The 22,469-nt window shown below is 60.5% G+C and carries 21 protein-coding genes and 1 pseudogene; 17 read left to right on the forward strand and 5 right to left on the reverse strand.

Annotation, left to right across the window (positions count from 1 at the left end; all coding sequences use genetic code 11):
* Nucleotides 1–316: 316 nt before the first annotated feature.
* From ACCD07_RS30585 to ACCD07_RS30595, 3 genes are all read left to right on the forward strand, one after another.
* Nucleotides 317–760, forward strand: a complete 444-nt coding sequence (locus ACCD07_RS30585) for an antirestriction protein (protein WP_413449494.1) — start codon at nucleotides 317–319, stop codon at nucleotides 758–760.
* Between the two features lie 86 nt (nucleotides 761–846).
* Nucleotides 847–2,796, forward strand: coding sequence for a hypothetical protein (locus ACCD07_RS30590; RefSeq protein ID WP_413449495.1), 1,950 nt, complete (start codon nucleotides 847–849; stop codon nucleotides 2,794–2,796).
* 146 nt (nucleotides 2,797–2,942) lie between these two features.
* The gene (locus ACCD07_RS30595) at nucleotides 2,943–3,170 is read left to right on the forward strand and encodes a DUF3717 domain-containing protein (protein ID WP_413449496.1); all 228 of its coding nucleotides are present in this window, start codon (nucleotides 2,943–2,945) and stop codon (nucleotides 3,168–3,170) included.
* 86 nt (nucleotides 3,171–3,256) lie between these two features.
* Here the strand turns inward: ACCD07_RS30595 and ACCD07_RS30600 are convergent, their stop codons facing one another.
* Nucleotides 3,257–3,541 carry a hypothetical protein gene (locus ACCD07_RS30600; RefSeq protein WP_413449497.1) on the reverse strand — a complete coding sequence of 95 codons (285 nt, stop codon included), beginning with the start codon at nucleotides 3,539–3,541 and terminating at the stop codon, nucleotides 3,257–3,259.
* A 263-nt stretch (nucleotides 3,542–3,804) separates the two neighbouring features.
* Between ACCD07_RS30600 and ACCD07_RS30605 the strand changes: the two genes are divergently transcribed.
* A complete protein-coding gene (locus tag ACCD07_RS30605; protein ID WP_413449498.1) occupies nucleotides 3,805–4,344 on the forward strand; it encodes a hypothetical protein in 540 nt (179 codons plus the stop codon).
* Nucleotides 4,341–5,315, forward strand: a complete 975-nt coding sequence (locus ACCD07_RS30610) for a relaxase/mobilization nuclease domain-containing protein (protein ID WP_413449499.1) — start codon at nucleotides 4,341–4,343, stop codon at nucleotides 5,313–5,315. The genes ACCD07_RS30605 and ACCD07_RS30610 overlap by 4 nt, the downstream gene beginning before the upstream one ends.
* 131 nt (nucleotides 5,316–5,446) lie before the next feature.
* Here the strand turns inward: ACCD07_RS30610 and ACCD07_RS30615 are convergent, their stop codons facing one another.
* On the reverse strand, nucleotides 5,447–7,075 hold the full coding sequence (locus tag ACCD07_RS30615) for a methyl-accepting chemotaxis protein (protein ID WP_413449500.1): 1,629 nt from the start codon (nucleotides 7,073–7,075) through the stop codon (nucleotides 5,447–5,449).
* A 276-nt stretch (nucleotides 7,076–7,351) separates the two neighbouring features.
* Between ACCD07_RS30615 and ACCD07_RS30620 the strand changes: the two genes are divergently transcribed.
* From ACCD07_RS30620 to ACCD07_RS30660, 9 genes and pseudogenes are all read left to right on the forward strand, one after another.
* Nucleotides 7,352–7,711, forward strand: coding sequence for a hypothetical protein (locus ACCD07_RS30620; RefSeq protein ID WP_413449501.1), 360 nt, complete (start codon nucleotides 7,352–7,354; stop codon nucleotides 7,709–7,711).
* Nucleotides 7,708–7,974, forward strand: coding sequence for a hypothetical protein (locus tag ACCD07_RS30625; RefSeq protein ID WP_413449502.1), 267 nt, complete (start codon nucleotides 7,708–7,710; stop codon nucleotides 7,972–7,974). The genes ACCD07_RS30620 and ACCD07_RS30625 overlap by 4 nt, the downstream gene beginning before the upstream one ends.
* A 12-nt stretch (nucleotides 7,975–7,986) precedes the next feature.
* A complete protein-coding gene (locus tag ACCD07_RS30630) occupies nucleotides 7,987–8,274 on the forward strand; it encodes a hypothetical protein (protein WP_413449503.1) in 288 nt (95 codons plus the stop codon).
* A gap of 153 nt (nucleotides 8,275–8,427) precedes the next feature.
* Nucleotides 8,428–8,922 carry a hypothetical protein gene (locus tag ACCD07_RS30635; RefSeq protein ID WP_413449504.1) on the forward strand — a complete coding sequence of 165 codons (495 nt, stop codon included), beginning with the start codon at nucleotides 8,428–8,430 and terminating at the stop codon, nucleotides 8,920–8,922.
* 339 nt (nucleotides 8,923–9,261) lie between these two features.
* Complete coding sequence (locus ACCD07_RS30640; protein ID WP_413449505.1) at nucleotides 9,262–10,587, forward strand: porin; 1,326 nt, start codon at nucleotides 9,262–9,264, stop codon at nucleotides 10,585–10,587.
* 147 nt (nucleotides 10,588–10,734) lie between these two features.
* Nucleotides 10,735–11,796 carry an ABC transporter substrate-binding protein gene (locus ACCD07_RS30645; protein WP_413449510.1) on the forward strand — a complete coding sequence of 354 codons (1,062 nt, stop codon included), beginning with the start codon at nucleotides 10,735–10,737 and terminating at the stop codon, nucleotides 11,794–11,796.
* Between the two features lie 106 nt (nucleotides 11,797–11,902).
* Nucleotides 11,903–13,678, forward strand: coding sequence for an ABC transporter permease (locus tag ACCD07_RS30650; RefSeq protein WP_413449506.1), 1,776 nt, complete (start codon nucleotides 11,903–11,905; stop codon nucleotides 13,676–13,678).
* A gap of 28 nt (nucleotides 13,679–13,706) precedes the next feature.
* Nucleotides 13,707–14,771 carry an ABC transporter ATP-binding protein gene (locus tag ACCD07_RS30655; protein WP_413449511.1) on the forward strand — a complete coding sequence of 355 codons (1,065 nt, stop codon included), beginning with the start codon at nucleotides 13,707–13,709 and terminating at the stop codon, nucleotides 14,769–14,771.
* 237 nt (nucleotides 14,772–15,008) lie between these two features.
* Nucleotides 15,009–16,046, forward strand: a pseudogene (locus tag ACCD07_RS30660) (isocitrate/isopropylmalate dehydrogenase family protein).
* A gap of 175 nt (nucleotides 16,047–16,221) precedes the next feature.
* Here ACCD07_RS30660 and ACCD07_RS30665 read toward each other — a convergent pair.
* Genes ACCD07_RS30665 through ACCD07_RS30675 form a run of 3 tightly spaced genes read right to left on the reverse strand, consistent with a single transcriptional unit; the run spans nucleotide 16,222 to nucleotide 18,881 of the window.
* A complete protein-coding gene (locus ACCD07_RS30665; RefSeq protein ID WP_413449507.1) occupies nucleotides 16,222–17,091 on the reverse strand; it encodes an ABC transporter permease in 870 nt (289 codons plus the stop codon).
* Between the two features lie 18 nt (nucleotides 17,092–17,109).
* Complete coding sequence (locus ACCD07_RS30670; protein ID WP_413449508.1) at nucleotides 17,110–17,886, reverse strand: ABC transporter ATP-binding protein; 777 nt, start codon at nucleotides 17,884–17,886, stop codon at nucleotides 17,110–17,112.
* The gene (locus ACCD07_RS30675) at nucleotides 17,886–18,881 is read right to left on the reverse strand and encodes an ABC transporter substrate-binding protein (protein ID WP_413449509.1); all 996 of its coding nucleotides are present in this window, start codon (nucleotides 18,879–18,881) and stop codon (nucleotides 17,886–17,888) included. Before ACCD07_RS30675 ends, ACCD07_RS30670 begins: the two co-directional genes overlap by 1 nt.
* A gap of 423 nt (nucleotides 18,882–19,304) precedes the next feature.
* Here ACCD07_RS30675 and ACCD07_RS30680 point away from each other — a divergent pair, with 423 nt between their 5' ends.
* The 3 genes from ACCD07_RS30680 to ACCD07_RS30690 all read left to right on the forward strand — a co-directional run bounded on the left by ACCD07_RS30680 (nucleotide 19,305) and on the right by ACCD07_RS30690 (nucleotide 22,324).
* A complete protein-coding gene (locus tag ACCD07_RS30680; protein ID WP_353403431.1) occupies nucleotides 19,305–19,979 on the forward strand; it encodes a response regulator in 675 nt (224 codons plus the stop codon).
* Entirely contained in the window at nucleotides 19,966–21,372 is a 1,407-nt protein-coding gene (locus tag ACCD07_RS30685) for a sensor histidine kinase (protein WP_353403432.1), read from the forward strand. The genes ACCD07_RS30680 and ACCD07_RS30685 overlap by 14 nt, the downstream gene beginning before the upstream one ends.
* Before the next feature lie 172 nt (nucleotides 21,373–21,544).
* Nucleotides 21,545–22,324, forward strand: coding sequence for a hypothetical protein (locus ACCD07_RS30690; RefSeq protein WP_353403433.1), 780 nt, complete (start codon nucleotides 21,545–21,547; stop codon nucleotides 22,322–22,324).
* Nucleotides 22,325–22,469 lie beyond the last annotated feature (145 nt).

Consider the following 22,469-nt stretch of genomic DNA (forward strand, 5'->3'; position numbering starts at 1 on the left):
TCCTGACGGTGCTCGACGCCGAGCGCGAACTGTTGTCCGCGCGCGACCGCTTGGCGCAAGCCCAGGCCGGCGCCGCCCCCCCCCGGGGGGGGGGGGAAAAAGCCCGGGGGGGGGGGGGGGAGTGGGGGGGGGATGGACGAAATGGGCTAAAACCGCGGCCCATACCCCGCTGCCTGCAGACCACCCATCCCAACCCTTCCCCTGAGGGAAGGGCTATCCCCACCCCCCGCCCGCCCAGGCGGGAGCGAGAGAGTCCATGCAAGAGGATGAGATGTCAAACACGCCTCTTTTGATCAACTTTTTAAGGAGAAACAGCATGGATGCGAATTGCGGAACGTTGCCCATGGGGGCCAGCCATGGCGGGCGGATCGAGGCGGTGCTGCTGCCGCCGGAGGCAAGGCTGACCTGTTTGCCGCGCCACTTCGGCGCGCAGTGCATCGCGGTCGAGAACGCGGTCTGCGACATGATGCGCCGCCTGTGCCCGCTTTACCGGGGGGATTACTGGGAATTCTACCAGCTGTCGAACGGCGGCTTCTACATGGCGCCGACGGCGGTCGAGCGCTATCGGTTGGAATGCGACGGCAACGGCTTTGCCGGCGAGTTCGGCGCGAACGCGACCGGCATGGGCGTGTGTGCGATGGCTTACAGCCAGCTGTCGTTCTGGCGCGGCGGCGCGCGCGCCGCCGAGATGTACTACCGCCTGCGCGACTTCATCGATCTGCAGCCTGAGGCGCGCCGGCTGTACGCGCTGCTCGACTGAGCGGCGACGGCGGCCGTAGCGGCGGCTGCCTTTTGTTCGTGTGTCTTTTTCTTTGTTTCCTTTGATGACCAAGCACAGGAGGTTGTATGTCTGAATTGATTGAATCCCAAGAAACGAATGTGACCGCCGCCGATACCGGCCGCGCTGTGCGGCAGTCGGCGCAGGCCATCCTGGCGCACGCCACCTTCGGCACCGCCACCCACGCGCAGATGGTGCGCAGCGAGAAGAATGTGCGCAGGAAGCCGCGCGACTTGTCCCAGTTGCTGCCATTGGTGCGGGCTCATGGCGTGTTGCAGAACCTGATCTGCTTTGAACAGCGCCGCGACGGCGTGTTGACCGGCTTGCTGGAGGTGGCGGCTGGCGACAGTCGCTGGCTGTGTGTCGGCATCGTGATCGAGGAGGGCAGCTTCCCGGTCGATTACCAGATACCCTATTTGCTGGTGACCGAGGCCGAGGCAGTGCTGGTTAGTCTGGCAGAGAACCTCGGACATGAGCCCCTGCATCCGGCCGATATTTTTGATGCCATGCTGACACTGTCGCGTCAAGAGCGCTGCGTCGCCGACATCGCGCTCGCGTTCGGCCTGAGCGAGCTGACGGTACGTCAGCGGCTGAAGCTGGCGAACGTGGCGCCGCGCCTGTTCGCGCTGTATCGCGAGGACAAGGCCAGCTACGAACAGATGGCGGCGCTGGCCGTCACCGACGACCATGCGGGGCAGCAGGCAGCGTGGGACGGCCTGGATACGTGGTCGCGCCAGCCGCACCAGCTGAGGCGCTTGCTCACGGCGCAGCGCATTCCCGTGCACTCGGACCGGGTGGCGCGCTACGTCGGCGTCAAGGCCTTCGAGGCAGCGGGCGGCAAGGTGGAGCGCGACCTGTTCAGCCAGAGGGGTGAGGGCTATATCGACGACGTCGCCCTGTTGGAATCGCTGGCGCAGGCCAAGCTGCAGCGCGTGGCGCAACGGCTGCGGCGCGAACGCTGGGCGTGGGTGGAGGTGCGGGCACGCATTGACGCGGCGGAACTGGCCCTGTATGGCCGCGTCAGGACGGCTGTGATATCGCCCAATGCCGAGCAGGCGGCGGCGCTGGCGCAGCTGGACGAGCGGGCGGCCCGGCTGAACGCCTCGGCTGGAGGCGATGGGAGTGTGCCCTCGGGCGACACCGCCGACGCGGATCTGGACGCCACGGTGCAGGAGCTGGCCGAGATCGATATTGAGCGTGGCCGGATCCGGACGGCGCTGTGCCAGCCGGTTCCGGCGGACCGGGAACTGGCCGGGGCGCTGGTGACCCTCGACGAGGACGGCAAGCCCTGCGTGCAGCGCGGCCTGATACGCCCGCAGGACAAGTCGCGCATGGCGAAGTCGTCGGCAGACGACGCGCGGAGGGCCAAGTCCAAGGCCAAGCCGGTGCACAGCGAAAGGCTGACTTTGCTGCTGTCGGCGCAGCGCACGCTGGCGCTGCGGGCGGAGCTGGTGCGCCAGCCCGAAGTGGCCGTGCTGGTGCTGGCCCATCGCCTGATCGCCAGCGCGTTTTATTCCGGCGGGCGGATAGCCAGCACGGTGCAGCTGGAAGTCCGGCCGCCGGTGCTGCCGGACGAGGCGCACAGCGGCAGCGCATGGGAGTATTGGGAAGCGCAACGCGCCGAACTGGCCGCTCAGTTGCCGCAGGAGCCGGGAGGCGTGGCCCTGATGGAGTGGCTGCGGCGCCAGCCGCGTCAGGTGGTCGATGCCTATATCGCCTTCTGCACCGCGTGCATGGTCAACGGCTTGCAGGCGAGCGAGCGTCCCTTGCCGGCGGTCGATGCGCTGGCGCGCGAGGTTGCGCTGGACATGCATGCGTGGTGGAAGCCGACCGTGCAGGACTACTTCGCGCATGTGAACAAGGGGCGCATGATGGAGGTGGTGGCGCAGGCCGCATCGCCCGCCACGGCGGTGCCGTTGGAAAAGATGCGCAAGGATGCGGCGGCGGAGGCTGCCGCCCGCGCGCTGGCCGACAGTGACTGGCTGCCGCCGCTGTTCTGCGGAACGTCGGCCAACTGACCGGCCGGGTAGGATGGACGGGCCGCGCTGCAAGGCGTGGCCCGTTTTTCTTGGGTGTTGATTTTTTTCAAGATGCTGCGGCCGCAGGTTTGCGATAGTGCAACGAGGGTAGGCCGTGTCGCGGTGTGTTTGTTGGGGAGGATGCGATGGCAGTGCTTGTCGATATCGTGCAGTTGGAAGCGGAGATCAACCGGCGCCTGGGCGTCGAGCCGCCGGTCGATGGCGAGCTGTCGCCCACGCTGGCGGCGTTGGCGGAAGTGTATGCCGGGATGATCTTTCATCGTCGCCGGCAAGTTGATGTCGAGGCTTTGCCGGAAGCCGTGCGCGCCGCCCTGGCGCTGCAACCGGCCGGCCTGGGGCGTTCCGACGGGTGACATGAGCAGCCGGTGCCGCAGCACCGGCGATGGCGTCTTTCGCACCGGCATCCGCTGAGCCGGTCTCGTCACTGTTGCCGTTTCCGCTACGGGTCGGGCTGCGCCGCTGCGCGCTTGTTCCGGTTCATATTGATACGGTTCTGAATGCCTCCCAAGAGTTCGACCAGCAGCGCGTGTATGTGCGCCGGACTGTCCTGCTGGCGCTGACGTATCAGTATCAACAGCAGATGCGCACGGAGATCATCGGAAAGGATGCCGCACAATATGTTGCCGAGCTCGGTCGCCAGCGCGATATAGTGCCGGTGCTCGTTCCAGTATGCATCCTCCGCCTGCCTGCCTGCCTGCCTGCCGTTCAACTCGTTGTCGTTCACGTTTTTTGATTTGGGGGACATCGGGCCTGGCTATCTTTCCACGCAGTTTGTTCCAATGATTCTAGCGCGAAGCGACGCCGTTCTTTTGCGGTGCGCGGTGTTTCAGGCGTTCCCCAAGACGAAGCGCGAGGACAGCGTGAATTCTTGAAAATTTCAAGAAAATCCCGTTTAGTAGAGCTAGGGCGGGATAGTCTGATGGTGATCAATGTGCTCCGCTGTTGTTGAGTTAATCTGACCCAGAAACCAGACGGCGGAGATGCCCAATGTCTTCGAAGCCTAGACCCAGCCGCATCAATATCGAGCTCGGTCCATTGAAAGCCCGACGGCTGAGTTATTGCCGCGCGAACGGCGTGACGCCCAGCGAAGCCTTCCGGCAGGTGGTTGAAAAACTGACTGCCGACGACACCCGCATTGCGCCGGCGCATGCGGTGGCTGAAAAAGGACAGCGCAAGATTCGCCGGTTCATCCGCCTCACCCCGGACGAGGCACAGAGAATCAGGATCTGTGCGGACCAGGAGGGCTATTCGGTCAGCCGCTGGTTGATTGCGCTGATCCGCGTCCGTATCTATGCTGCCTCGCAATTGGGTCAGTTCGAACTCGCCGCGCTGGCCAAATCGAACCTGCTGCTGCTCGCCGCGGGCCGGAACCTCAGCCAGATTGCTCGGGCCATTAATGTCGCAGGTGCGGCAAACCGCCGCGTTCCTGAAGCAGGGTTGACGGAACTGCGGACCTTGATCACTGAACACATCGATATGGTGTCCCAGGTCATCGCACGAAATGTCGAAAGATGGAGGGCATCATGAGCGGCTTGAGCGTGGACGCGCTGATCAAGCGATGGGCGGAACGCGGATTCAATCAGTCCCCGGTGCGGAGAAGCGCCGCACGCAGGGGCCTCACCGGACTGACGATAAGGAAAAAGGGGCAGTGGACATCGGCGCAGACCAGCGCGTCCGGCGTCCGCGCGGGGCTGGAAAGGATGGCCAGGCGCACGCCGCAAGTCATCGTGCGCATCTCCGGCGGCGGGCGGGGCATGAGCCATATCCGCGCGCATCTTTCCTACATTACGCGCAATGGGCGCCTTCCCGCATTCGATCAGAACGAAGACTGCTTCCAGGGGCGGGAGGAATTAGCAGAACTGGGGCAGGAATTGCAGTCCGGCGGCTTTCCCATTGCAGAGTCATCGAAAACAAGAGAGGCGCTCAACATCATACTGTCGATGCCTGAAGGTACCGATGCTGCGGGACTACGCCGAGCGGCCATGCTCTTCGCGGCAGACGAATTCGAGGGGCACCAGTACGCGCTGGTGCTGCACACTTTGGACACCGATCCACACAAAAATCCTGCCAGACATCCGCACATTCATCTATGCGTGAAGAGGACCGGTGAGGACGGCACCCGGCTCAATCCGCGCAAGCCCGACCTGCAGCGCTGGCGTGAGCGGTTTGCCGAACGTCTCCGCGAGCACGGCATCGACGCAGCCGCGAGCTATCGGCTGGAGAGACTGCAACGTGATCGAGGACCCAAGCCAAGCGTATGGCACATGGCACATCGAGGAGCGCCCATGCATTCGATCGGCGTCTCGAAGGCGACGGGCGAGCGCCTGGCGCGAGCGCTGCAGCTGGAGGCACATATGCTGGGACGGTATGGCGAGTTGGCGCACATATTGGCGAGGTCTGCCGATCAGCAAGACCGACGGCTGGTCATGACGCTAACCACAGTGCTTCGGGATGGCCGTCGTGATATGGATAAGTCGCGAACCGAGCCTGAACGATAATTTGAAAGGAGGAGGGCGATGAAAACGCACTTCGCAGCGGATACTTACAAGGGCTGGCCTAAAAGCCCACACAGCAATCCGCGCACCTACTTACGTCAGCCATGGGCGGTAGTGCGGCGCTGATCTACGGGCTAATGAGGAATGACTTTTTGAGGAGGCCCAGCCTTAAACGAGCGCCGGGCAGGGATAGTTCTCTCATCAGCTTGATTTAGTTGAAATTTTCCGACGACTTCCGCAAGTTCAATAGCTTGGCCTTGCATGGCCTCCGCCGCGGCGGCCGATTCTTCAACCAATGCTGCATTTTGCTGCGTCACGCTGTCCAACCCAATTATGGCTTGGTTGATCTGATCGATGCCGAGGCTTTGTTCGCGGCTGGCTTCAGTGATTCCAGAGATTATGTCGCTGACCCGCCGCACGCTGCTAACTACTTCGTTCATGGTCGCGCCAGCCTGATCCACCAGTTGCGCGCCAGATTCGACCTTGTTGACTGAATCGCTGATCAGAGTCTTTATTTCCTTGGCTGCCGCCGCGCTGCGGTGGGCTAGGTTACGCACTTCCGTGGCGACCACGGCAAAGCCACGTCCCTGCTCTCCCGCGCGGGCCGCCTCAACGGCGGCGTTCAGCGCCAGAATGTTGGTCTGGAAAGCGATACCGTCAATGACGCTGATGATCTCGACAATCTTCTTCGACGCCTCGTTGATCGCGCCCATCGTATCGACGACGTCTGCAATAACAGCGCCCCCCTTGCTTGCAACCTCAGACGCCGCCGCCGCCATGCTGTTGGCCTGGCGGGCATTCTCGGCATTCTGCTTGACTGTGCTGGTCAATTCTTCCATTGACGAAGCGGTTTCCTCTAGCGAACTCGCCTGCTGTTCGGTACGGGACGACAGACTCAAGTTACCTGCGGCGATTTCTTGCGACGCAGTAGTGATGGTGGCGGTTCCTGAGCGTACCTGACTAACGATCGTCTTTAAGCTCTCATTCATGGCCCTGAGCGAAGTTAGGAGCATACTGGTTTCATCGGTACCACTCACCACAATCCGACTGGTCAGATCACCTGCGGCCACGCTCTCAGCTATCTCCACCGCGCGCTTAATCGGTATTACTATACTGCGGGTAATCAGCAGCGCAATGACAATGCCAGCCAACAAAGCTCCCACCGTCAAGCCAATCACCATATTGCGGGCAAGAAGATAGGACGCGTCAGCCTGCGCCGTCAGTTCAATATTTTGGCTGCGCTCGGAATCCACCAACTCCGAAATACTTTTGCTCCAACCATTCTGGACCACTCGCAAATCGCCCATCAATAGTTTTACTGCTTCCGCAGTCTTATTAGCCAGGCCAAGGTCCTGCACTTTCTGCATAAGCGGCTGCGCGGCCAAACTGTGCTCCTTGATCTCGGCCAGAAGCTTCGTTTCGCTCTCCTGCATACCAAACGTGCTGAAAGTTGCCCGCAGCTTCTTCTCCGCAGTGTCGTATAGCTCTAGTTGTTTAGCGACACGTTGAACCTGCGCCTGCATCTGAGTTGGGTCTTCTAACAGGACAATATTGCGCAGTGCAATCATCCGATCGTCAAGGCTCAATTTCATATCCGCGGCCAAGTTCGCTTCGACGTCGTTAGCCTTGGTAATCACTAACATGGAATCTTTCATCGCCGCCATTCTGGACAGCCCCACAACTGCGACGCCCACCAGCATGGCCAGAACTATGATGAACCCCCAAACAAGCCGAGGACCGATTTTCAAATTTTGGATTTTCATTCTGCAGCTCCTATCTAAAAACAGCTTTGCACGTTAGATATTGCAAAGTACGAAAGGAAACATTTCGGGGTTCCATGTGTAGAGTTCTGCCGGCGGGCGTTGGCCGGAAAACTGCGAGATACCGCTTTGACTAAAGACTATCTTTGTCAGCAGGACGTAACGTCGAATTTGAGGCGCTCATATGGCAGTTTTCGGGCATATCAGCTAGTGATCCGACTATACTCCAGTTCCCGCGTGGAACTAAACCCTTTCCAAAAAGATAGATTTGGATAGATTGTGCAGAAATATTATCAAAGCAATACTGACGGAAAGATGTTCTTCCGCAACTTGACTGCCAACTCCGCGCTTCAATCGAAACGTTCATCAACTGGAATTCGGAAATCACCACACGGTGGCAGCCTGCCGGCAATGACCAGCACCTCGACAGAAATGTTCGTGCGCGAAGCCACCGTGCAGCTGCCGGTTCCTCCTTCGTTAACCGACGTTTCGATTTACTGGATCGTGATGGCCGACGCCAGCGGCAACGTAGTCTTCAACCAGAACGTTAATTCGAAGACCCGGACGACTTCGACCACTTGGTCCAGATGGCACAGCAGGTATCCCAAGGCCAGAACTTGTGGGCTTGCATCTGTATGATCAACCAGGCCGAGGCTCCGCCGAGCACGTTTGCCCTCAACTGGTTGACGCAATTGGGCATCGACACGACGCAGCTGGTCAACGGCGGATTCTATCCGGCCAAGGCTTGCGTCGCCACCATGCTGGGTAAGACCGGGCCGGGCCATCTGCACGGCCAGATCAACCACTACCAGCCCTGCCAAACCTATTTCGCCTACGAATGGCAAAGGCAGGACATCTCGATCTCGAGCCTAATGCCCGCATTGGTCAACTTCGACACCTGAGGCCGGAAGCCGATGGCCCGTATCCTGTTCGTCTCGCACACACCACGCGGCTTCGGCTTTGGCAAGGTCGCGGCAGGCATCGCTGATGCCCTGGCATCCCGGCACGTAGTGCGGGTGCTGGGCTTGGGGCCTGCCATGCAGCCGGAGGGGTGGACCGGCGAGTCGTGCGATCCGCTGGATATCGGCTGTTCCTCGGCGCTGCGCGCGGCCTTGCGCACTGATGGCGCCGACCTGGTGCTGCTGGTCGGCGTCAATGTGCTGAGCGCATGGCAGGCGAGTAACCTTCAGTCCCAAAAATGATCAACTTGCCGGTTTGGGCGTCCTTGACGCCCAACAGAATCGCGCCACCGTGGCAAACAGCCGAGATCACACCCCCTGCTTGCATTTGCGGGAGCGATTTGCACTAACGATCTGGAAGCGAGGTTCGTAAAATTATGGCTTTGCTTGGAGTTGTTGACCGGCGCGGACGATGCAAAACGGATCATCAAGCGGGTCTCTTTTTTCTACGCCGACCAAGAGGTCGCCCAGGCTCAACTGCTTTCGCTACGGCGAGACAGGAATTCCCACGTCCATGCCGGTGCAAAACCGGAGCGACTGGGCACGAAGAATTTTCAGCTCTCAGTGTTCGTCGAACATCTTCTGGTTTTCATCATCTCGAACCATTTCAAGTTCGAGAATTCCGCGAAATGGCATAAATTTATGAGCACCACTTCGGATGCCCAAAGCATCGACGAACAAATAGCCAGATTGAAGAGATGGTCAAGAAGTTCGCGACCCCATTGCATGTCGAGCCGCTGGCGGGCAACACGTAAAAAAATTGTGGCAAGCCTTCTTGGGGCCATCCGCGCGACAGGCGAGTTGAGTGGCAGCCTTGGCAGAACTGATTGTTCAGGATTTACGCGATCCGACTATTTTCACCCCTACCTACGGACGGTTCCTTGGCGGTAGCCGGCAGCGTAGATTTGCATCGACAGATGACCCTCGCTACCGAGAAAAAACGCTGTGCTCTTCACGGGCCGAATGCCGTTGCAGGGCTTCGCAAGCGGTCAAAACCGATGGGTCGGTTTAACTTGCAAACTCCAGACCGGCACTTACGGGTGATCGGGCGCCGAGCTCCTTCTTCAATATGGCCGATTCCTGCTCGCGAAGCCGAGGGGCACGCTGTTGTTTTTTTGTTGCCAACGGAAAACTGAAGGTTAACTGAAGGCATGGAGGCCGTATCGTGCACTGGCCTTACCAGTAACAAAGATCGCATGCCCCTACACTAAAAATCAGGAGACCATTCCCATGAAAATGAAGCTTATTTCGCTCGCCGTGTTGGCGTTTGTTACCGCCGCTGCGCAGGCGCAAAACGGCAGCACCGAGCAGTTGCAGCAAGCCCTGGCGCAGGCACAAAAGGCGGCGGCCGATGCCCAGAAGGCTGCCGACCAGGCGATGAAGGCGCTTGCCGATATCCAGCAAGCCAACACCGAGGCCAGCAGGAAGCCGGCCACGGCCGCGCAGCCGGGCGGTGAAAGCGCCAAGCCCGCCGCTGAGGGGCTGGTGCTGGGCAGTAGCGACGATTACGTGCGCCTGTACGGCTTGATCGACCTGAGTGTGAGTAACCATAACAACGCCGACAAGAGCGGGGCGTCGCTGACCGACATGTCGGTGGCTTGGTTCAGCGGCAATCGCTGGGGCCTGGAGGGCGCGCATGCGCTCAAGACGGCGGACGATCTGAAGGTGATCTTCCTCCTCGAGAGCGAATATGAACTGCCCACCGGTAATATGGATACGCCGGGCGTGCTGTTTAACCGCGATGCCTGGATGGGCCTGGAAAGCAAATCGCTGGGCAAGCTCACTTTTGGCCGCCAGAACACCCTGGCGCGCGAGTTCTCCAAGATTTACGGCGATCCCTACGGTTCCAGCGCAATGAATCTGACGGAGGGTGGCTACACCAACAACAACAACTTCAAGCAGTTGATTTTCTATTCGGGCAGTGCCACCGGCACGCGCTATGACAAGGGCGTGGTGTGGAAGAAGGAGTACGACAAGTTCGTGGTTGGCCTGGGTTATCAGTTCGGCGGCATTCCGGGCGACTTCTCGGAGGGGTCAACCAAGTCGGTGGGGCTGGCCTACAACGGCGGCGTGGCCAATGTATCGGCGTTCTACAACACGGCCAACGTGGCAGGCCTGACCAACAGCACGTATTCGTTCGGCGGCAACTACAAGGTCGGTATCGTGCGCCTGAATGCCGGCTACTTCCACTATAAGGCCGATCAGCCGACCGCCATCGGCGAACGCAAGGACAACGCTTACACGCTGTCGGCCAAGATCGCACCCAAGGGCACATTCGACTATGAAGTCGGCTACCAGGTGATGGACGCCGACAATGCCGCCGTCAACGGCAGCGGCTACGTGCTGAACGCCTACGCCAACGCCAGCAATGCCAAGGCCACGGCCAGCGGCAAGCGCAAGACCTTGTACGGTTCGATCTTCTATCACTTCGACAAACGCACCGATCTCTATATCGCGGCCGACCGCCTCAACACCGACGGCACTTACCTGGCGGGCCAGGCCAACGGCTTCCGCTCGCAGACGGGTGCGGCGGCGGGTATGCGCTTCCGCTTCTGATTGGCCGGAATCGGCAATTTTCAGGCATGGGCGTGAGCTGACCACCGGCTCGGCCCAGGCCTGGGGGCGCGGGGCCGTTGCCTTACGCCATCCCATCATTAAAAGACCTATGGAGACAAAATGAACTATTTCTCGAAACAGCTGGCGATGCTGTCGCTACTCATGCTCGGTGCCGCGCTGCAGGCGCAGGCGGCCAATTCTCCCGAGTATGACAAGATCATTGATGCCGCGAAAAAGGAAGGCCGCCTGATCGTCTATTCGACCACCGACAGCAAGGCTGCCGCGCCGCTGATCAAGGACTTCAGCGCGCTTTATCCCGGCATCAAGGTTGAATACAACGACATGAATTCGACCGAGGTCTACAGCCGTTTTATCTCGGAAGTAGCGGCGGGCGGTGCCACCGCCGACGTCATGTGGTCGTCCGCCATGGACTTGCAAATGCGGCTGGCCTCGGACGGCTATGCCTTGCAGTACAAATCGGTGGAAATGCCCAATATGCCGGCATGGGCGACCTGGAACGACATGGCCTATGGCACCACCTTTGAGCCGGCGGCGATCGTGTACAACAAACGCTTGTTGGACGCCAAGGAAGTGCCGCAGACGCATGTCGAATTCGCCAAGCTGATTCAGCAGCCCAAGTTCAAGGACAAGGTCACCACCTACGACATCGAAAAGTCGGGCGTCGGCTTCATGTTCATGACCCAGGATGCGCGCGAGCTGGCGAGCAAATTTCCCGAGCTGGAAAATGCCTTTGGCACGGCCAAGGTGAGGGTGCAGTCGTCGACCGGGACGATGATGGAGCGGATATCGTCCGGCGAAAACCTGATCGGGTACAACGTGCTCGGTTCCTATGCGCTGGTGCGCGCCAAGACCGACCCGTCACTCGGTGTCGTCCTGCCCAAAGACTACACCTTGATCCTGTCTCGCGTGCTGTTCATCAATAAGGGAGCGAAGAACGTCAACGCCGCCAAGCTGTGGCTCGACTATCTGCTGTCGCACCGCGGCCAGACCGTGATCGCCAATGAGGCACGCCTGTTCGCGATCCGCGCCGATGTCACCGGCGAGACTACCTCTGCCGATCTGATCAAGCAGATCGGCAAGGACAACGTCAAGCCGGTGCCGGTGCATCCGATTGTGCTGCAGTTCCTGGGCCCGCAGAAACGCATGGCCTTCCTCAAACAGTGGAAAGAAACCGCCGGCAAGAACTAAGTTTCTGCACACTGGATGCGAACCCGGCGCGTGCCCTGAGCCGCGTGCCGCAGCTGACGGTCCTCTAACGCGGGACCGACGCCGTAATACCTTTCACGGATTTAACATGCAAACCCTGTCCCTCGCCAGCGCCAACCGGCGCAGCCTCAACTGGCCGCGCGGCGTGGTGGTGACGCTGACCGTCATTGCCATCTTCCTGCCGCTGTTTCTGATTTTCTATCAGAGCTTTTTGTCGGCGCCGTTCTTCATGCCTGTCAAGGAGCTGGGCTTCGACGCCTATCGCTTCATCTTCGACGATCCAGATTTTATGCTGGCGTTCAAGAACTCCATTTTGCTGGCCGGTGGCCTCACCGTCATCGCCGTGCCGCTGGGCGGCATGCTGGCCTTCCTGATGATACGCACCGACCTGCCGGGGCGCGGCGCCATCGCGCCGTTACTGCTGGTGCCGATCTTCGTCTCGCCTATGGTGATGGGCTTCGGCTATGTGGTCTCGATGGGACCCGTGGGATTTTACTCGATCTGGGTCAAGGGCCTGCTCGGTTTCATCCCATGGAATATTTACTCATTCACCAGCATCGTGGTGATCGCTGGCCTGACCCATGTGCCGCACGTTTATCTGTACGCCTCGTCGGCGTTGAAGAGCCTTGGCTCGGACGTCGAGGAAGCGGCCCGCGTCACCGGTGCCTCGCCAATCCGGGTGATGTTCAACGTGTCGCTGCCGATGATCACCCCGGCGCTGGCCTATGCCGCGGTGCTGGTGTTCTTCCTCGGCTTCGAGGTGTTCGGCCTGGTGCTGGTGCTGGGTGATCCGGAAGGCCACCTGGTGCTGGCCACCTACCTGTACAAGCTGACCAACAAGCTGGGCACGCCGTCCTATCATCTGATGGCCGCCGTCGCCGTCTGCTTGGTGATGGTGACGATGCCGCTGGTGATGATACAACGCTGGCTGCTGAAGTCCGCCAGCAAGTTCGTCTCGATCAAGGGCAAGGGCGCGCGTTCGAAGTCCATGCCGCTCGGTAAATGGAAATGGCTGGCCTTCGCGCTGATCTTCGCTTGGCTGATGTTCACCATCATCATGCCGATGTCGGGCATCGTGCTGCGCTCCTTCGTGGAGTACTGGGGCGAGGGCGTCAAACTGGCCGACGTGTTGACCCTGCAGCATTTCCGCGAAATCTTCGAGCAGCCGGCGCTGATGCGCGGTATCGCCAACACCATCATGATCGGCGTGGTCGGCGGCGGCCTGGCCGTGGTCTGCTACTGCGCCATCGCGCTGGCCATGCATCGCAAGCCGGACGGTATCACCCGTCTGCTGGATTACAGCGTGCTGGTGCCCCGCGCCATCCCCGGCTTGCTGGCCGGGCTGTCCTTCCTGTGGGTGTTCCTGTTCGTGCCAAGCTGGCTCGATGGCATGCTCAAGGGCATGGACAACGGCTTGGCGCTGTGGCTGAGCGAACATGCGATACCGCTACTGCGCTCCTTGCGCTCCACTATCTTCGCCCTGTGGCTGGCGTATTCGGTGGTGTGGCTGGCCTACGGCATGCGCCTGATCTCGACCGCGTTGCTGCAGGTCGGACCGGAACTGGAAGAGGCGGCGCGCGCGGTCGGCGCATCGCGCGGCCAGGTGACGCGCGACGTCACCATCCCGCTGGTCAAGTATGGCTTGCTGGGGGCATGGCTGATGGTATTCCTGATCTTCGAGCGCGAATACTCGACCGGGGTGTACCTGCTGTCGCCGGGCACCGAGGTGATCGGTGCCATGCTGGTGTCGCTGTGGGCGACCGGCGCAACCGACATCGTGGCCGCGCTCTCCTTTATCAATGTCGCTCTGGTGGCGGTGGGCCTGGGTATCGCGCTGCGCTTCGGCGTGAAGCTGCACAACTGAGACTATGACTATGAAACGAGACATCATCATGAACGAACTGACCGTCAACGAGCTGCACCTGGACTACGGCACCGGCGCGCATGCCAACCAGATCCTGAAGGGCGTGTCCATGCACCTGCAAAAAGGCGAAGTGGTGGCGCTGCTTGGCCCGTCGGGCAGCGGCAAGACCACGCTGCTGCGCGCGGTGGCCGGCCTGGAAAGCCCGAAGCAGGGCACCATCGCCATCGGCGAGCGCAATGTGTTCGACGGCTCGAAAAACTTCGAGATGGCGGCCGAGCACCGCAACCTGGGCCTGGTGTTCCAGTCCTACGCGCTGTGGCCGCACAAGACGGTGTTCGACAACGTCGCCTATGGCCTCAAGCTGCGCAAGATGGGCACCAGCGAAATCAAGGACCGCGTCAGCGACGTGCTGAAGAACCTGGGCCTGGGCCATCTGGGCGAGCGCTTCCCGCACCAGCTGTCGGGCGGCCAGCAGCAGCGCGTGGCGATCGCGCGCGCGCTGGTGTACAACCCGCCGGTGATCCTGCTGGACGAACCGCTGTCCAACCTGGACGCCAAGCTGCGCGAGGAGGCGCGCGCCTTCCTGCGCGAGCTGATCGTGCGTATGGGCCTGTCGGCGCTGATGGTCACCCACGACCAGGCCGAGGCGATGGCGATTTCCGACCGCATCCTGCTGCTCAACAACGGCAAGATCGAACAGCAGGGCACGCCGCAAAGCATGTACGAAACGCCGAACACCCTGTTCACGGCCGAGTTCATGGGCAGTAACAACCGCCTGCCCGCCACCGTCGTGCAGCGCGACGGCGCCAATGTACTGTTAGACGTCGGCGGCACCCGGCTGCAGGGCACGGGGCGCGGTGCCGCGTCCGGCGACCCGTCGACCATCATCCGCGTGGAAGAGGTGAAGGTCAGCGCGACGCCGGTGGACAACGCGATCCAGTTGCCGCTGCTGACCTGCATGTACCTGGGCGACCGCTTCGAGTGCCTGTTCAAGGGACCCGACGGCATCAGCGTGCGGGCCTACTCCAAGTACAAGCTGGAAGCGGGCGGCTACTGGCTGCAGCTGCCGGCCGACAAACTGTGGGTGTTCTGATGCCCTGTCGCTCAGCGACGAATTCCTTGGTGGAGGCGGTCGCAATGGTGGTGAACTTTTCGATGCATGGATGCGTAAGACGGAGTGACGAGATCGGGCCGTGAACTTCGATGGGGTTGACGTTGCCGGCCTCTAAAGGCAGCGCGGACGAATCGGACCGGCCCACCTAGGGGACGGCAAGATGGCTTATACGTGTATGGTCTACCTTCAATCAAGAATTCGTGTAAATAGAAAACCATGATAAACAAGAACAAATTAGAAATACCGGTGACGCTGATCCCAGGCGATGGGATCGGCCCGGAAGTGGTCGGCGCAACAGTCCAAGTATTGGGCGCCCTCGGCATGCCGTTTGCGTGGGACGTCCAGCAGGCCGGCATGGCCGGCGTCAACAGCAGCGGCGATCCGCTGCCGGAAGCGACGCTGGCCAGCATCCGCCGCACCCGTCTGGCGCTCAAGGGACCGCTGACCACTCCGGTCGGCACCGGCTTCCGCTCCTCCAATGTGCGGCTGCGTGAGGAATTCCAGCTGTACGCCAACGTCCGTCCGGTCTCGACCCTCGTTCCCGGGCGCTACGAGGACATCGACATCGTGCTGGTGCGGGAAAACATCGGCGGCTTCTATGTGGCGCACGAATACTACATCCCGATCGGCGACGATCCGCGGGCGGCGGCAGTGTCGACTGGCATCAACACGCGCGATGGCTGCCGCCGGATCGCCCGTTTCGCCTTCGAGTACGCCGTCAAGCACGGCCGCAAGAAAATCACCGTGGTGCACAAGGCCAACATCCTGAAAGCGCTGACCGGCATCTTCCTGGAGGCGGCGCGCTAAGTCGCGCGCGACTACGAAGGACGGGTGCAGATGAACGACATGATCGTCGACGCCTGCGCCATGCAGTTGGTGCTCAATCCGTGGCAGTTCGACATGCTGTTGTGTACCAACCTGTTCGGCGACATCTTGTCGGACCAGCTGGCGGGACTGGTGGGTGGGCTGGGCATGGCGCCCGGTGCCAACATCGGCGCCGATGCCGCCATCTTCGAGGCGGTGCACGGCTCGGCCCCCGACATCGCCGGCAAGGGCATCGCCAATCCGATTTCGTTGCTGCTGGCGGCCGGCCAGATGCTCGACCACGTGGGGCGCGACGACCTGGCGCTGCGGCTGCGCACGGCGATCTCCGTCACGCTGAACGAGGACCACATCGCCACCGGCGACCTGAGAGGTACTGCCACGACCCAGCAGTTCACCGATGCCATCGTGCGCCGTCTGGGCATGCCTTAATGACGGACCTTACGCGCCACTGAACAGATGCTCGCTACCAGAGGGCTGGTGGCGCGCTAGCGCGCCGCGACTGCTGATAGCAGCCGGAACTGCTGCGTGCCGTGGCGATCACACTCGCACGGGTAGCGTGGAGGCCAGGTTTGCTCAGTCACGACAAGGCGCCGGCACGGGGCCATTATGTTCCGTGCTCGAAGAGTTGGACCGGGCGCCATTTCAGCAAGCGGATTTCGATAGTCGTCAGCAGGTACTCCGCTCCCAAGGCCACCAACGCCAGCACGATCATCGCCGCGAACACGCCAGCCGCATTGAAAGTGCCCTGCGCCGTGGCGATCAGCAGTCCGATGCCGTGCCGCGCTCCGAGGAACTCGCCCACCACCGCGCCGACCAGGGCGAAACCAAAGCTGACATGCAGGCTAGCCAGGATCCAGCTCAGGGCTGACGGAAATACCACGGTGAATGTAACCTGGCGCTTGCTAGCGCCCAGGATATAAGCATTGGCGATCAGATTGCGGTCGGCTTCCCGTACTCCCTGGAAGGCATTGCCGAACACGACAAAGAATACCATGACCACCGCTAGCGCCACCTTGGACCCCATGCCAAGTCCGAACATGATGATGAAAATCGAACCCAGCACTACACGCGGTATGGCATTGGCCACCTTGATGTAAATGCTCAGCACGTCGGATATGAGCTTGTTGCGGCCAAGCGCGATGCCGAATAGTATGCCCAGCATACTGCCGATCAGGAAACCCAGCACGGTCTCCTCCATGGTCACCAGCAGCTCAGCCCATAGCGGCCCTTGCGCCGTCCCTTCAGCCAGCCAGCTCACCAACTGCTGGTAGATCGCGGAGGGCTGCGAAAAGAAGAACGGATCCAGCCATTGCCATTGCACGGAAAATTCCCAGGCGCCCAGCGTCACCAGCGCCAGTGCGACGCGCAGCAACAGCACCACTCGCCAGTGATTGACGGCGCGTGCCATTGCTGCGCGTTCCTGGCTACCGTCGCCCGGCGTGCCGGAACTGCTCCCCGTTGTCATTGCGTGCATAGATATTCTCCGTAAGGATTAAACCTGGACTTCGTCCTTGAGATCCGACCAGATCTGTTTCGACAGGTCGATGAATGGCTGCGTATAGCGGGCCTTGGTTACGTCGCGCGGCCGCGCCAGGGGAATCTGATACGTGCTCTTGACGTTGCCGGGCCCCTTGCTCAGCACAACCACACGGTCGGCCAGTGCAATGGCTTCCTCGATATCATGGGTGACAAACACCACCGATGCCTGTTGCTCCGACCACAGTTCCAGCAGCTCTGCCTGCATCAATGCCCGCGTCTGCACGTCGAGCGCCGAGAATGGCTCATCCATCAGCAAAATCTTGGGTTCATTGATAAAGGTCTGGGCCAATGCCACCCGCTTGCGCATGCCGCCTGACAGCTGGTGTGGATAATGCTGCTCGAATCCAGTCAGTCCTACCCGCCGTACCCAGCCAGCCGCCTTGTCCCTGGCGGCTGTCTTGTCCATGCCACGGTAGAGCGGGCCGATCGCAACATTGTCGATCACGTTTTTCCATGGAAACACGGCGTCGGCCTGAAACACGAAGCCGATGTTTGGATCGATACCGGTTACCGGCCGGCCGAACACGCGGACCGTACCCGATGACGGTGGGTTGAGGCCGGTAATCATGTCTAGCGCTGTTGATTTTCCGCAACCGGTCGGTCCGACGATGGCGCAGAATTCTCCGGCATGGACGGTCAGACTGAACTCGCGCAGCGCCAACGTGACCTTGCCGTGCGGGCTGACAAACTTCCTGCTGACATTGTTGAGCTCGACGGCGGGTATCTTCATTATTTGGCAGCTTTCACGAATTCAGTGGTGTAGGTATTGGCCAAGTTGATCGACTTGCCTTGGACCGACTTGTCGAAGGCATTCAGCACGCCCAGTACGGTGGCCGGGCCGTTGGCGGGCATCACGCCATCGTCGGTAAACATGACCTTGCTGTTCTCCAACGCTTCGATATACATCTTCTTGTCCGACGCGTAATAGTCGGCCGGCATCCTGTCAGCAATTTCCTTGGCGCTGTGGCTGCGGATGTAACGCAGGGTCTTGACAAAGGCGTTCGCCAGCTTTTGCACCTGTGGCTTGTGGGTGTTGACCCAGGCCGACTCCATGTACAGGCAGGCGGCGGGATAGGTGCCGCCTAGCGCCTTTTCCGTCTCCTTCGGCGAGCGCAAGTCCACCAGGATGCTGGCCGCGCCTGTGTGCACCAGACGCGAGATGGTGGGCTCGGTGGTCATGCCGGCCTCGATCTTTCCCTGTCCCATGGCTGCAATGAAGGTCGCGCCCGCACCCACAGGCAAGGTGCTGAATTCGGTGCTTTTGATGCCCGCTTTGGCTGCCAGATATAGCGTCAGGAAATTGGTGGACGACCCCAGTCCTGTCACGCCCAGCCTCCGACCCTTGAAGTCGGCCGGCGACTTGATGTGTCCGCTGGCGGCCCTGGACACAAGGATTGCTTCGCCGGGCGTGTGGCTGAACTGCACCACCGACTGCGCCAGCTTGCCCCGCGCCTGCAAATCGATGGTGTGGTCGTAGAAGCCGATCACGCCTTGCGCCGCGCCCGACAGCAATTCGGTCTCTGCATTTACCCCGGTCGGTTCGCTAAGCAGTTCGACGTCCAGCCCGGTCTCCCTGAGGTAGCCGAGTTGTTCCGCCAGCTTGGCCGGCAAGTAGATATGTTTTTCTATCCCGCCGACCATGATGGTGATTTTGTCGGACGCATGGGACGCGCTGGCAGCGGTCAGCAAAAGCCAGGCCGTGATGGCGCTGAGAATGGATTTCATGGGGAGTCTCCGTTATATTTATTTTAATGATCTCGCCTGCGTCAGCAAGCCCGACCGGCAGCGCGAACATTCATCATATGTCATTGTCCGCAGCCTGCCATCAGAAGCGGCAACGCATGCCCCCTGGCCTCAGCGATTGTCGCCAAGCCAGGGCTTCCTGATGGTCGAGGTGCTGGCTTGCTGGAAATTGGCCAGTTCCTTCATGGCTGGGTCAGCGGCCTTGCGGGCGCGGCCGCCATGGGAAGAGTTTGGCTGTCATGGGTTCTGTCTCCTGGTTTTTTAGAGTAATATGGCTAGCGATATTTTCGTTGCCTATACGACACATCAAGATACGAGAGCGAACCCTTCAATTTGCCTACAGTCGGCCGGGCCGCACCAAAATACGACACCGACAACGGCTGTCTTACTGCAACATGGAATGCTATGAAACTATTGCTGGTCGAAGATAACCGTGAACTGGCGTCCTGGTTGAAGCGCCTGCTGAACCAGTCGGGCTACGCCGTGGAACAAGCTTACAGCGGCGAGGAAGCCAATACCCTGCTGATGACGCAACAGTACGATGCCATCCTGCTGGATCTCACCTTGCCTGGCATCCAGGGCCAAGTCGTGCTGAAAGGCTTGCGCGGGAAGGATGATCCGACCCCGGTGTTGATCATCAGCGCGCAGGATTCTTTGCCTGGCATTGTCGAACACCTCAACTTGGGCGCTGACGATTACCTGGCCAAGCCCTTCGATATCACGGAATTGGAAGCGCGCCTGCGCTCACTGCTCAGGCGTGCCAGCGGCAGGGTCAATCCGGTGCTGCACTGCGGCGCCGTGCGCTACGAAAGCAATTCGAAACGCTTCTTCATCAACAGGCAGGACTTGAATCCCACCCCGCGCGAACACGCCATCCTGGAAATGCTGATACGCCACCAGGGTTCCACGGTCGCGAAGAAGGCGCTGTGCGACAGTCTGTGCACGCTTGACGATTGTGTCTCGCCCAAGGCCTTGGAAATTTACATTCTTCGGCTGCGCAAAAAACTCGAGTTCTCGGGCGCGCAGATCATCACCTTGCGCGGACTGGGCTACATGCTGACCCCTGATGCGACCGCTTAACAGCCTGAAATGGCGGCTGGGATTATGGGTTTTCCTGCCCTCTGTCATCATCTCGGCGATCGACCTGATCGTCACCTACCGCAGCACCGATCGGATCGCGACGCTGGTGCAGGAGCAATTGCTGAAAGGCTCGGCGCGCATCATCGCGGAACAACTGGTGTCGGTCGATGGCGGCTATGAGATCAGTATTCCGCCGGCCGCTCTGGAACTGTTCGCCAGCAAATATCACGACATGGTGTTCTATTCGGTCCGCAGCAAGAGCGGCCAATTGATCGCCGGCGACGCAAAACTGACTCCCTATCCGGGAGCGCTCGCCATCGAGCAAGAGGATTTTTTCATTACCACCATGCGCGGCGAGCCGGCCCGCACCATCGCCTATGCCCAAGCCTTGCCCAATATGCCGGCAGGTGAATTCGCAGTCACCCAGGTTGCCCAGACCCTGCGTGGCCATGAAGCCTTTCGCCGGGACTTGTTCCTGCTGACCATGCGCCAGCATTTGCTGATCCTGGCCATCGTGATATTGGGGCTGATCATCACCCTGCGCTGGACACTCAAGCCGCTGGCCCGCTTTGGAGAAAAGCTGCAGCGGCGCAGTCCGGGTTCGCTGGAAACGCTTGACGCGAGCAGCGAGGCGATCGAATTGCAGCCGCTGGCCGACGCGATCAATGACTATGTTGGCCGGCTCGATTATGCACTGTCGTCCTACGAACGCTTTGTGGCCAACACTGCCCATCAGCTGCGGACCTCGTTTGCCATCATCTCGTCGCAGCTCAATTTTGCGCAACGCAGTCCGGGACTGCATGGCACCCAGAAGGAGGTGCTGACGGCGATCCAGAAATCGGTGCAGCAGGGCACGCGGGTGATCAACCAGCTGCTGGTGCTGGCCTCGTTGGAGCGCAAGCGTCAGCAACAGGAAGACGCGCCGCACATCCAGTTGTCGGTGGTGTTGATCGAGGCGCTTGACGCCCTGGCACCGCTGGCCCAGCAGCGGCAAATCGACCTGGGTGTCGATTGCGTTGATGAGACCATCATGGTGGTCGCTCCACCACACCTGCTGCGGGAACTGGTGTCCAACTTGGTGGACAACGCGATCCAGCATACACCGCGTGGCAGCACGGTAACGGTTGCGCTGTCTCGGCGTGCCGACCAGGGGTGGCTTCGTGTGGTCGACAACGGCCCCGGTATTCCGGCAGACGAGCGCGACAAGGTGTTCGAACGTTTCTACCGCCTAGATGTGGCCCGCCCCAACAGCTCTGGCCTTGGCTTGGCTATTGTGAAGGAAATATGTGTAGTCTTGGGCGCACAAATTTCGCTCTCAGTGCCAGCAGAAGGAATAGGGCTGCAAGTCGATGTTGTGCTTCCGCTTCTTGTTGAGTCGTCACGAGATCTTTAGCCGCTCGACAGCATGGCACTCCAGCGACGGGGCCACCAAGACGGGCTTAAACTCCAGCGGATGCTGCCGGCACTGGCCGCGTGTTTCGTGGATCAGAATTCAGGTTGGTTTCACCTAGCGCTCGCATGATGCGCTTGTTCCGATAAACCCCTTCTACCGATCCCGACTGCAAATGACAACCAAACTGACACGTGCCGCACTCGCACAGTGCGCCGCCGGGCTGCTGTTGGTCGCTGTGGCCGGCTCCTCTCAGGCCGCACCGGAAGAAATCCAGGTATACATGAACGAGATGAATATGCCCGGCACATTCGGGCTGGACGTGCATCACAACTATGTCGTGTCGGGCGCCGCCGGTGTCAACTATCCTGGCGCGCAGCCAGCGCGCCATACGTTGCGCATCACGCCAGAATTTTCTTACGGCTGGACGCCGAATCTGGAACTGGGCGCCTATCTGTTGTCCTCGCGCGACCCGGATGGACAGCTCCGTACTGACGGTGCAAAGCTGCGCCTGAAATTCATTGCACCGACGTTCCAAAACTCCCCTTTCTTCTACGGCGCCAACCTGGAGTTGGGCCGGGTCAGTTACCGGCTCGATGAAAATCCATGGAACGGCGAACTGAAAGGCATCTTCGGATATCAGAGCGCGCGATGGAAAGCCGCCGTTAACGCCAACGTCGACTTCAAAGTTTCCGGTCCCATCTCCAGCCCCGCCACACTGGAACTGGCGGGCAAGCTGGCCTACCGAACCGACTCGGACTGCATGGTCGGTGTCGAAAGTTACAACGCGATGGGTGAATTGCGCCGCCTCGGCCCCCAAACGCGCACCGTGTACGCAGTACTCGACACAGCAGTGCGCGGCTGGGATCTGAACCTGGGTGTCGGACGCGGCAACGGCGCGGCATCGGATCGCTGGGTGATCAAGATGATCGTCGGCGTTCCTCTCGGCAACTGACCCACCGTTCCACGTTTCCCCGTCTCACCTTGCCGCACAGGCATGGAATCGGCGGATGCTTTCGCGTGCAGAAGCAATGGGATGGACTCCTCCTCACCTATCGGCGTCGATGCGCCTAAACTGGAGTTTCGACACAACCAGTTGA

It is taken from the genome of Duganella sp. Dugasp56, assembly GCF_047304105.1.
In the GTDB taxonomy this organism is placed as follows: domain Bacteria; phylum Pseudomonadota; class Gammaproteobacteria; order Burkholderiales; family Burkholderiaceae_D; genus Rugamonas; species Rugamonas hordei.

Coding starts and splice junctions, on each gene's coding strand:
- ACCD07_RS30585 (WP_413449494.1), top strand. CDS start 317: ATGGATGCGAATTGCGGAACGTTGCCCATGGGGGCCAGCCATGGCGGG.
- ACCD07_RS30590 (WP_413449495.1), top strand. CDS start 847: ATGTCTGAATTGATTGAATCCCAAGAAACGAATGTGACCGCCGCCGAT.
- ACCD07_RS30595 (WP_413449496.1), top strand. CDS start 2,943: ATGGCAGTGCTTGTCGATATCGTGCAGTTGGAAGCGGAGATCAACCGG.
- ACCD07_RS30605 (WP_413449498.1), top strand. CDS start 3,805: ATGTCTTCGAAGCCTAGACCCAGCCGCATCAATATCGAGCTCGGTCCA.
- ACCD07_RS30610 (WP_413449499.1), top strand. CDS start 4,341: ATGAGCGGCTTGAGCGTGGACGCGCTGATCAAGCGATGGGCGGAACGC.
- ACCD07_RS30615 (WP_413449500.1), bottom strand. CDS start 7,075: ATGAAAATCCAAAATTTGAAAATCGGTCCTCGGCTTGTTTGGGGGTTC.
- ACCD07_RS30625 (WP_413449502.1), top strand. CDS start 7,708: ATGATCAACCAGGCCGAGGCTCCGCCGAGCACGTTTGCCCTCAACTGG.
- ACCD07_RS30630 (WP_413449503.1), top strand. CDS start 7,987: ATGGCCCGTATCCTGTTCGTCTCGCACACACCACGCGGCTTCGGCTTT.
- ACCD07_RS30640 (WP_413449505.1), top strand. CDS start 9,262: ATGAAAATGAAGCTTATTTCGCTCGCCGTGTTGGCGTTTGTTACCGCC.
- ACCD07_RS30645 (WP_413449510.1), top strand. CDS start 10,735: ATGCTGTCGCTACTCATGCTCGGTGCCGCGCTGCAGGCGCAGGCGGCC.
- ACCD07_RS30650 (WP_413449506.1), top strand. CDS start 11,903: ATGCAAACCCTGTCCCTCGCCAGCGCCAACCGGCGCAGCCTCAACTGG.
- ACCD07_RS30655 (WP_413449511.1), top strand. CDS start 13,707: ATGAACGAACTGACCGTCAACGAGCTGCACCTGGACTACGGCACCGGC.
- ACCD07_RS30665 (WP_413449507.1), bottom strand. CDS start 17,091: ATGCACGCAATGACAACGGGGAGCAGTTCCGGCACGCCGGGCGACGGT.
- ACCD07_RS30670 (WP_413449508.1), bottom strand. CDS start 17,886: ATGAAGATACCCGCCGTCGAGCTCAACAATGTCAGCAGGAAGTTTGTC.
- ACCD07_RS30675 (WP_413449509.1), bottom strand. CDS start 18,881: ATGAAATCCATTCTCAGCGCCATCACGGCCTGGCTTTTGCTGACCGCT.
- ACCD07_RS30680 (WP_353403431.1), top strand. CDS start 19,305: ATGAAACTATTGCTGGTCGAAGATAACCGTGAACTGGCGTCCTGGTTG.
- ACCD07_RS30685 (WP_353403432.1), top strand. CDS start 19,966: ATGCGACCGCTTAACAGCCTGAAATGGCGGCTGGGATTATGGGTTTTC.
- ACCD07_RS30690 (WP_353403433.1), top strand. CDS start 21,545: ATGACAACCAAACTGACACGTGCCGCACTCGCACAGTGCGCCGCCGGG.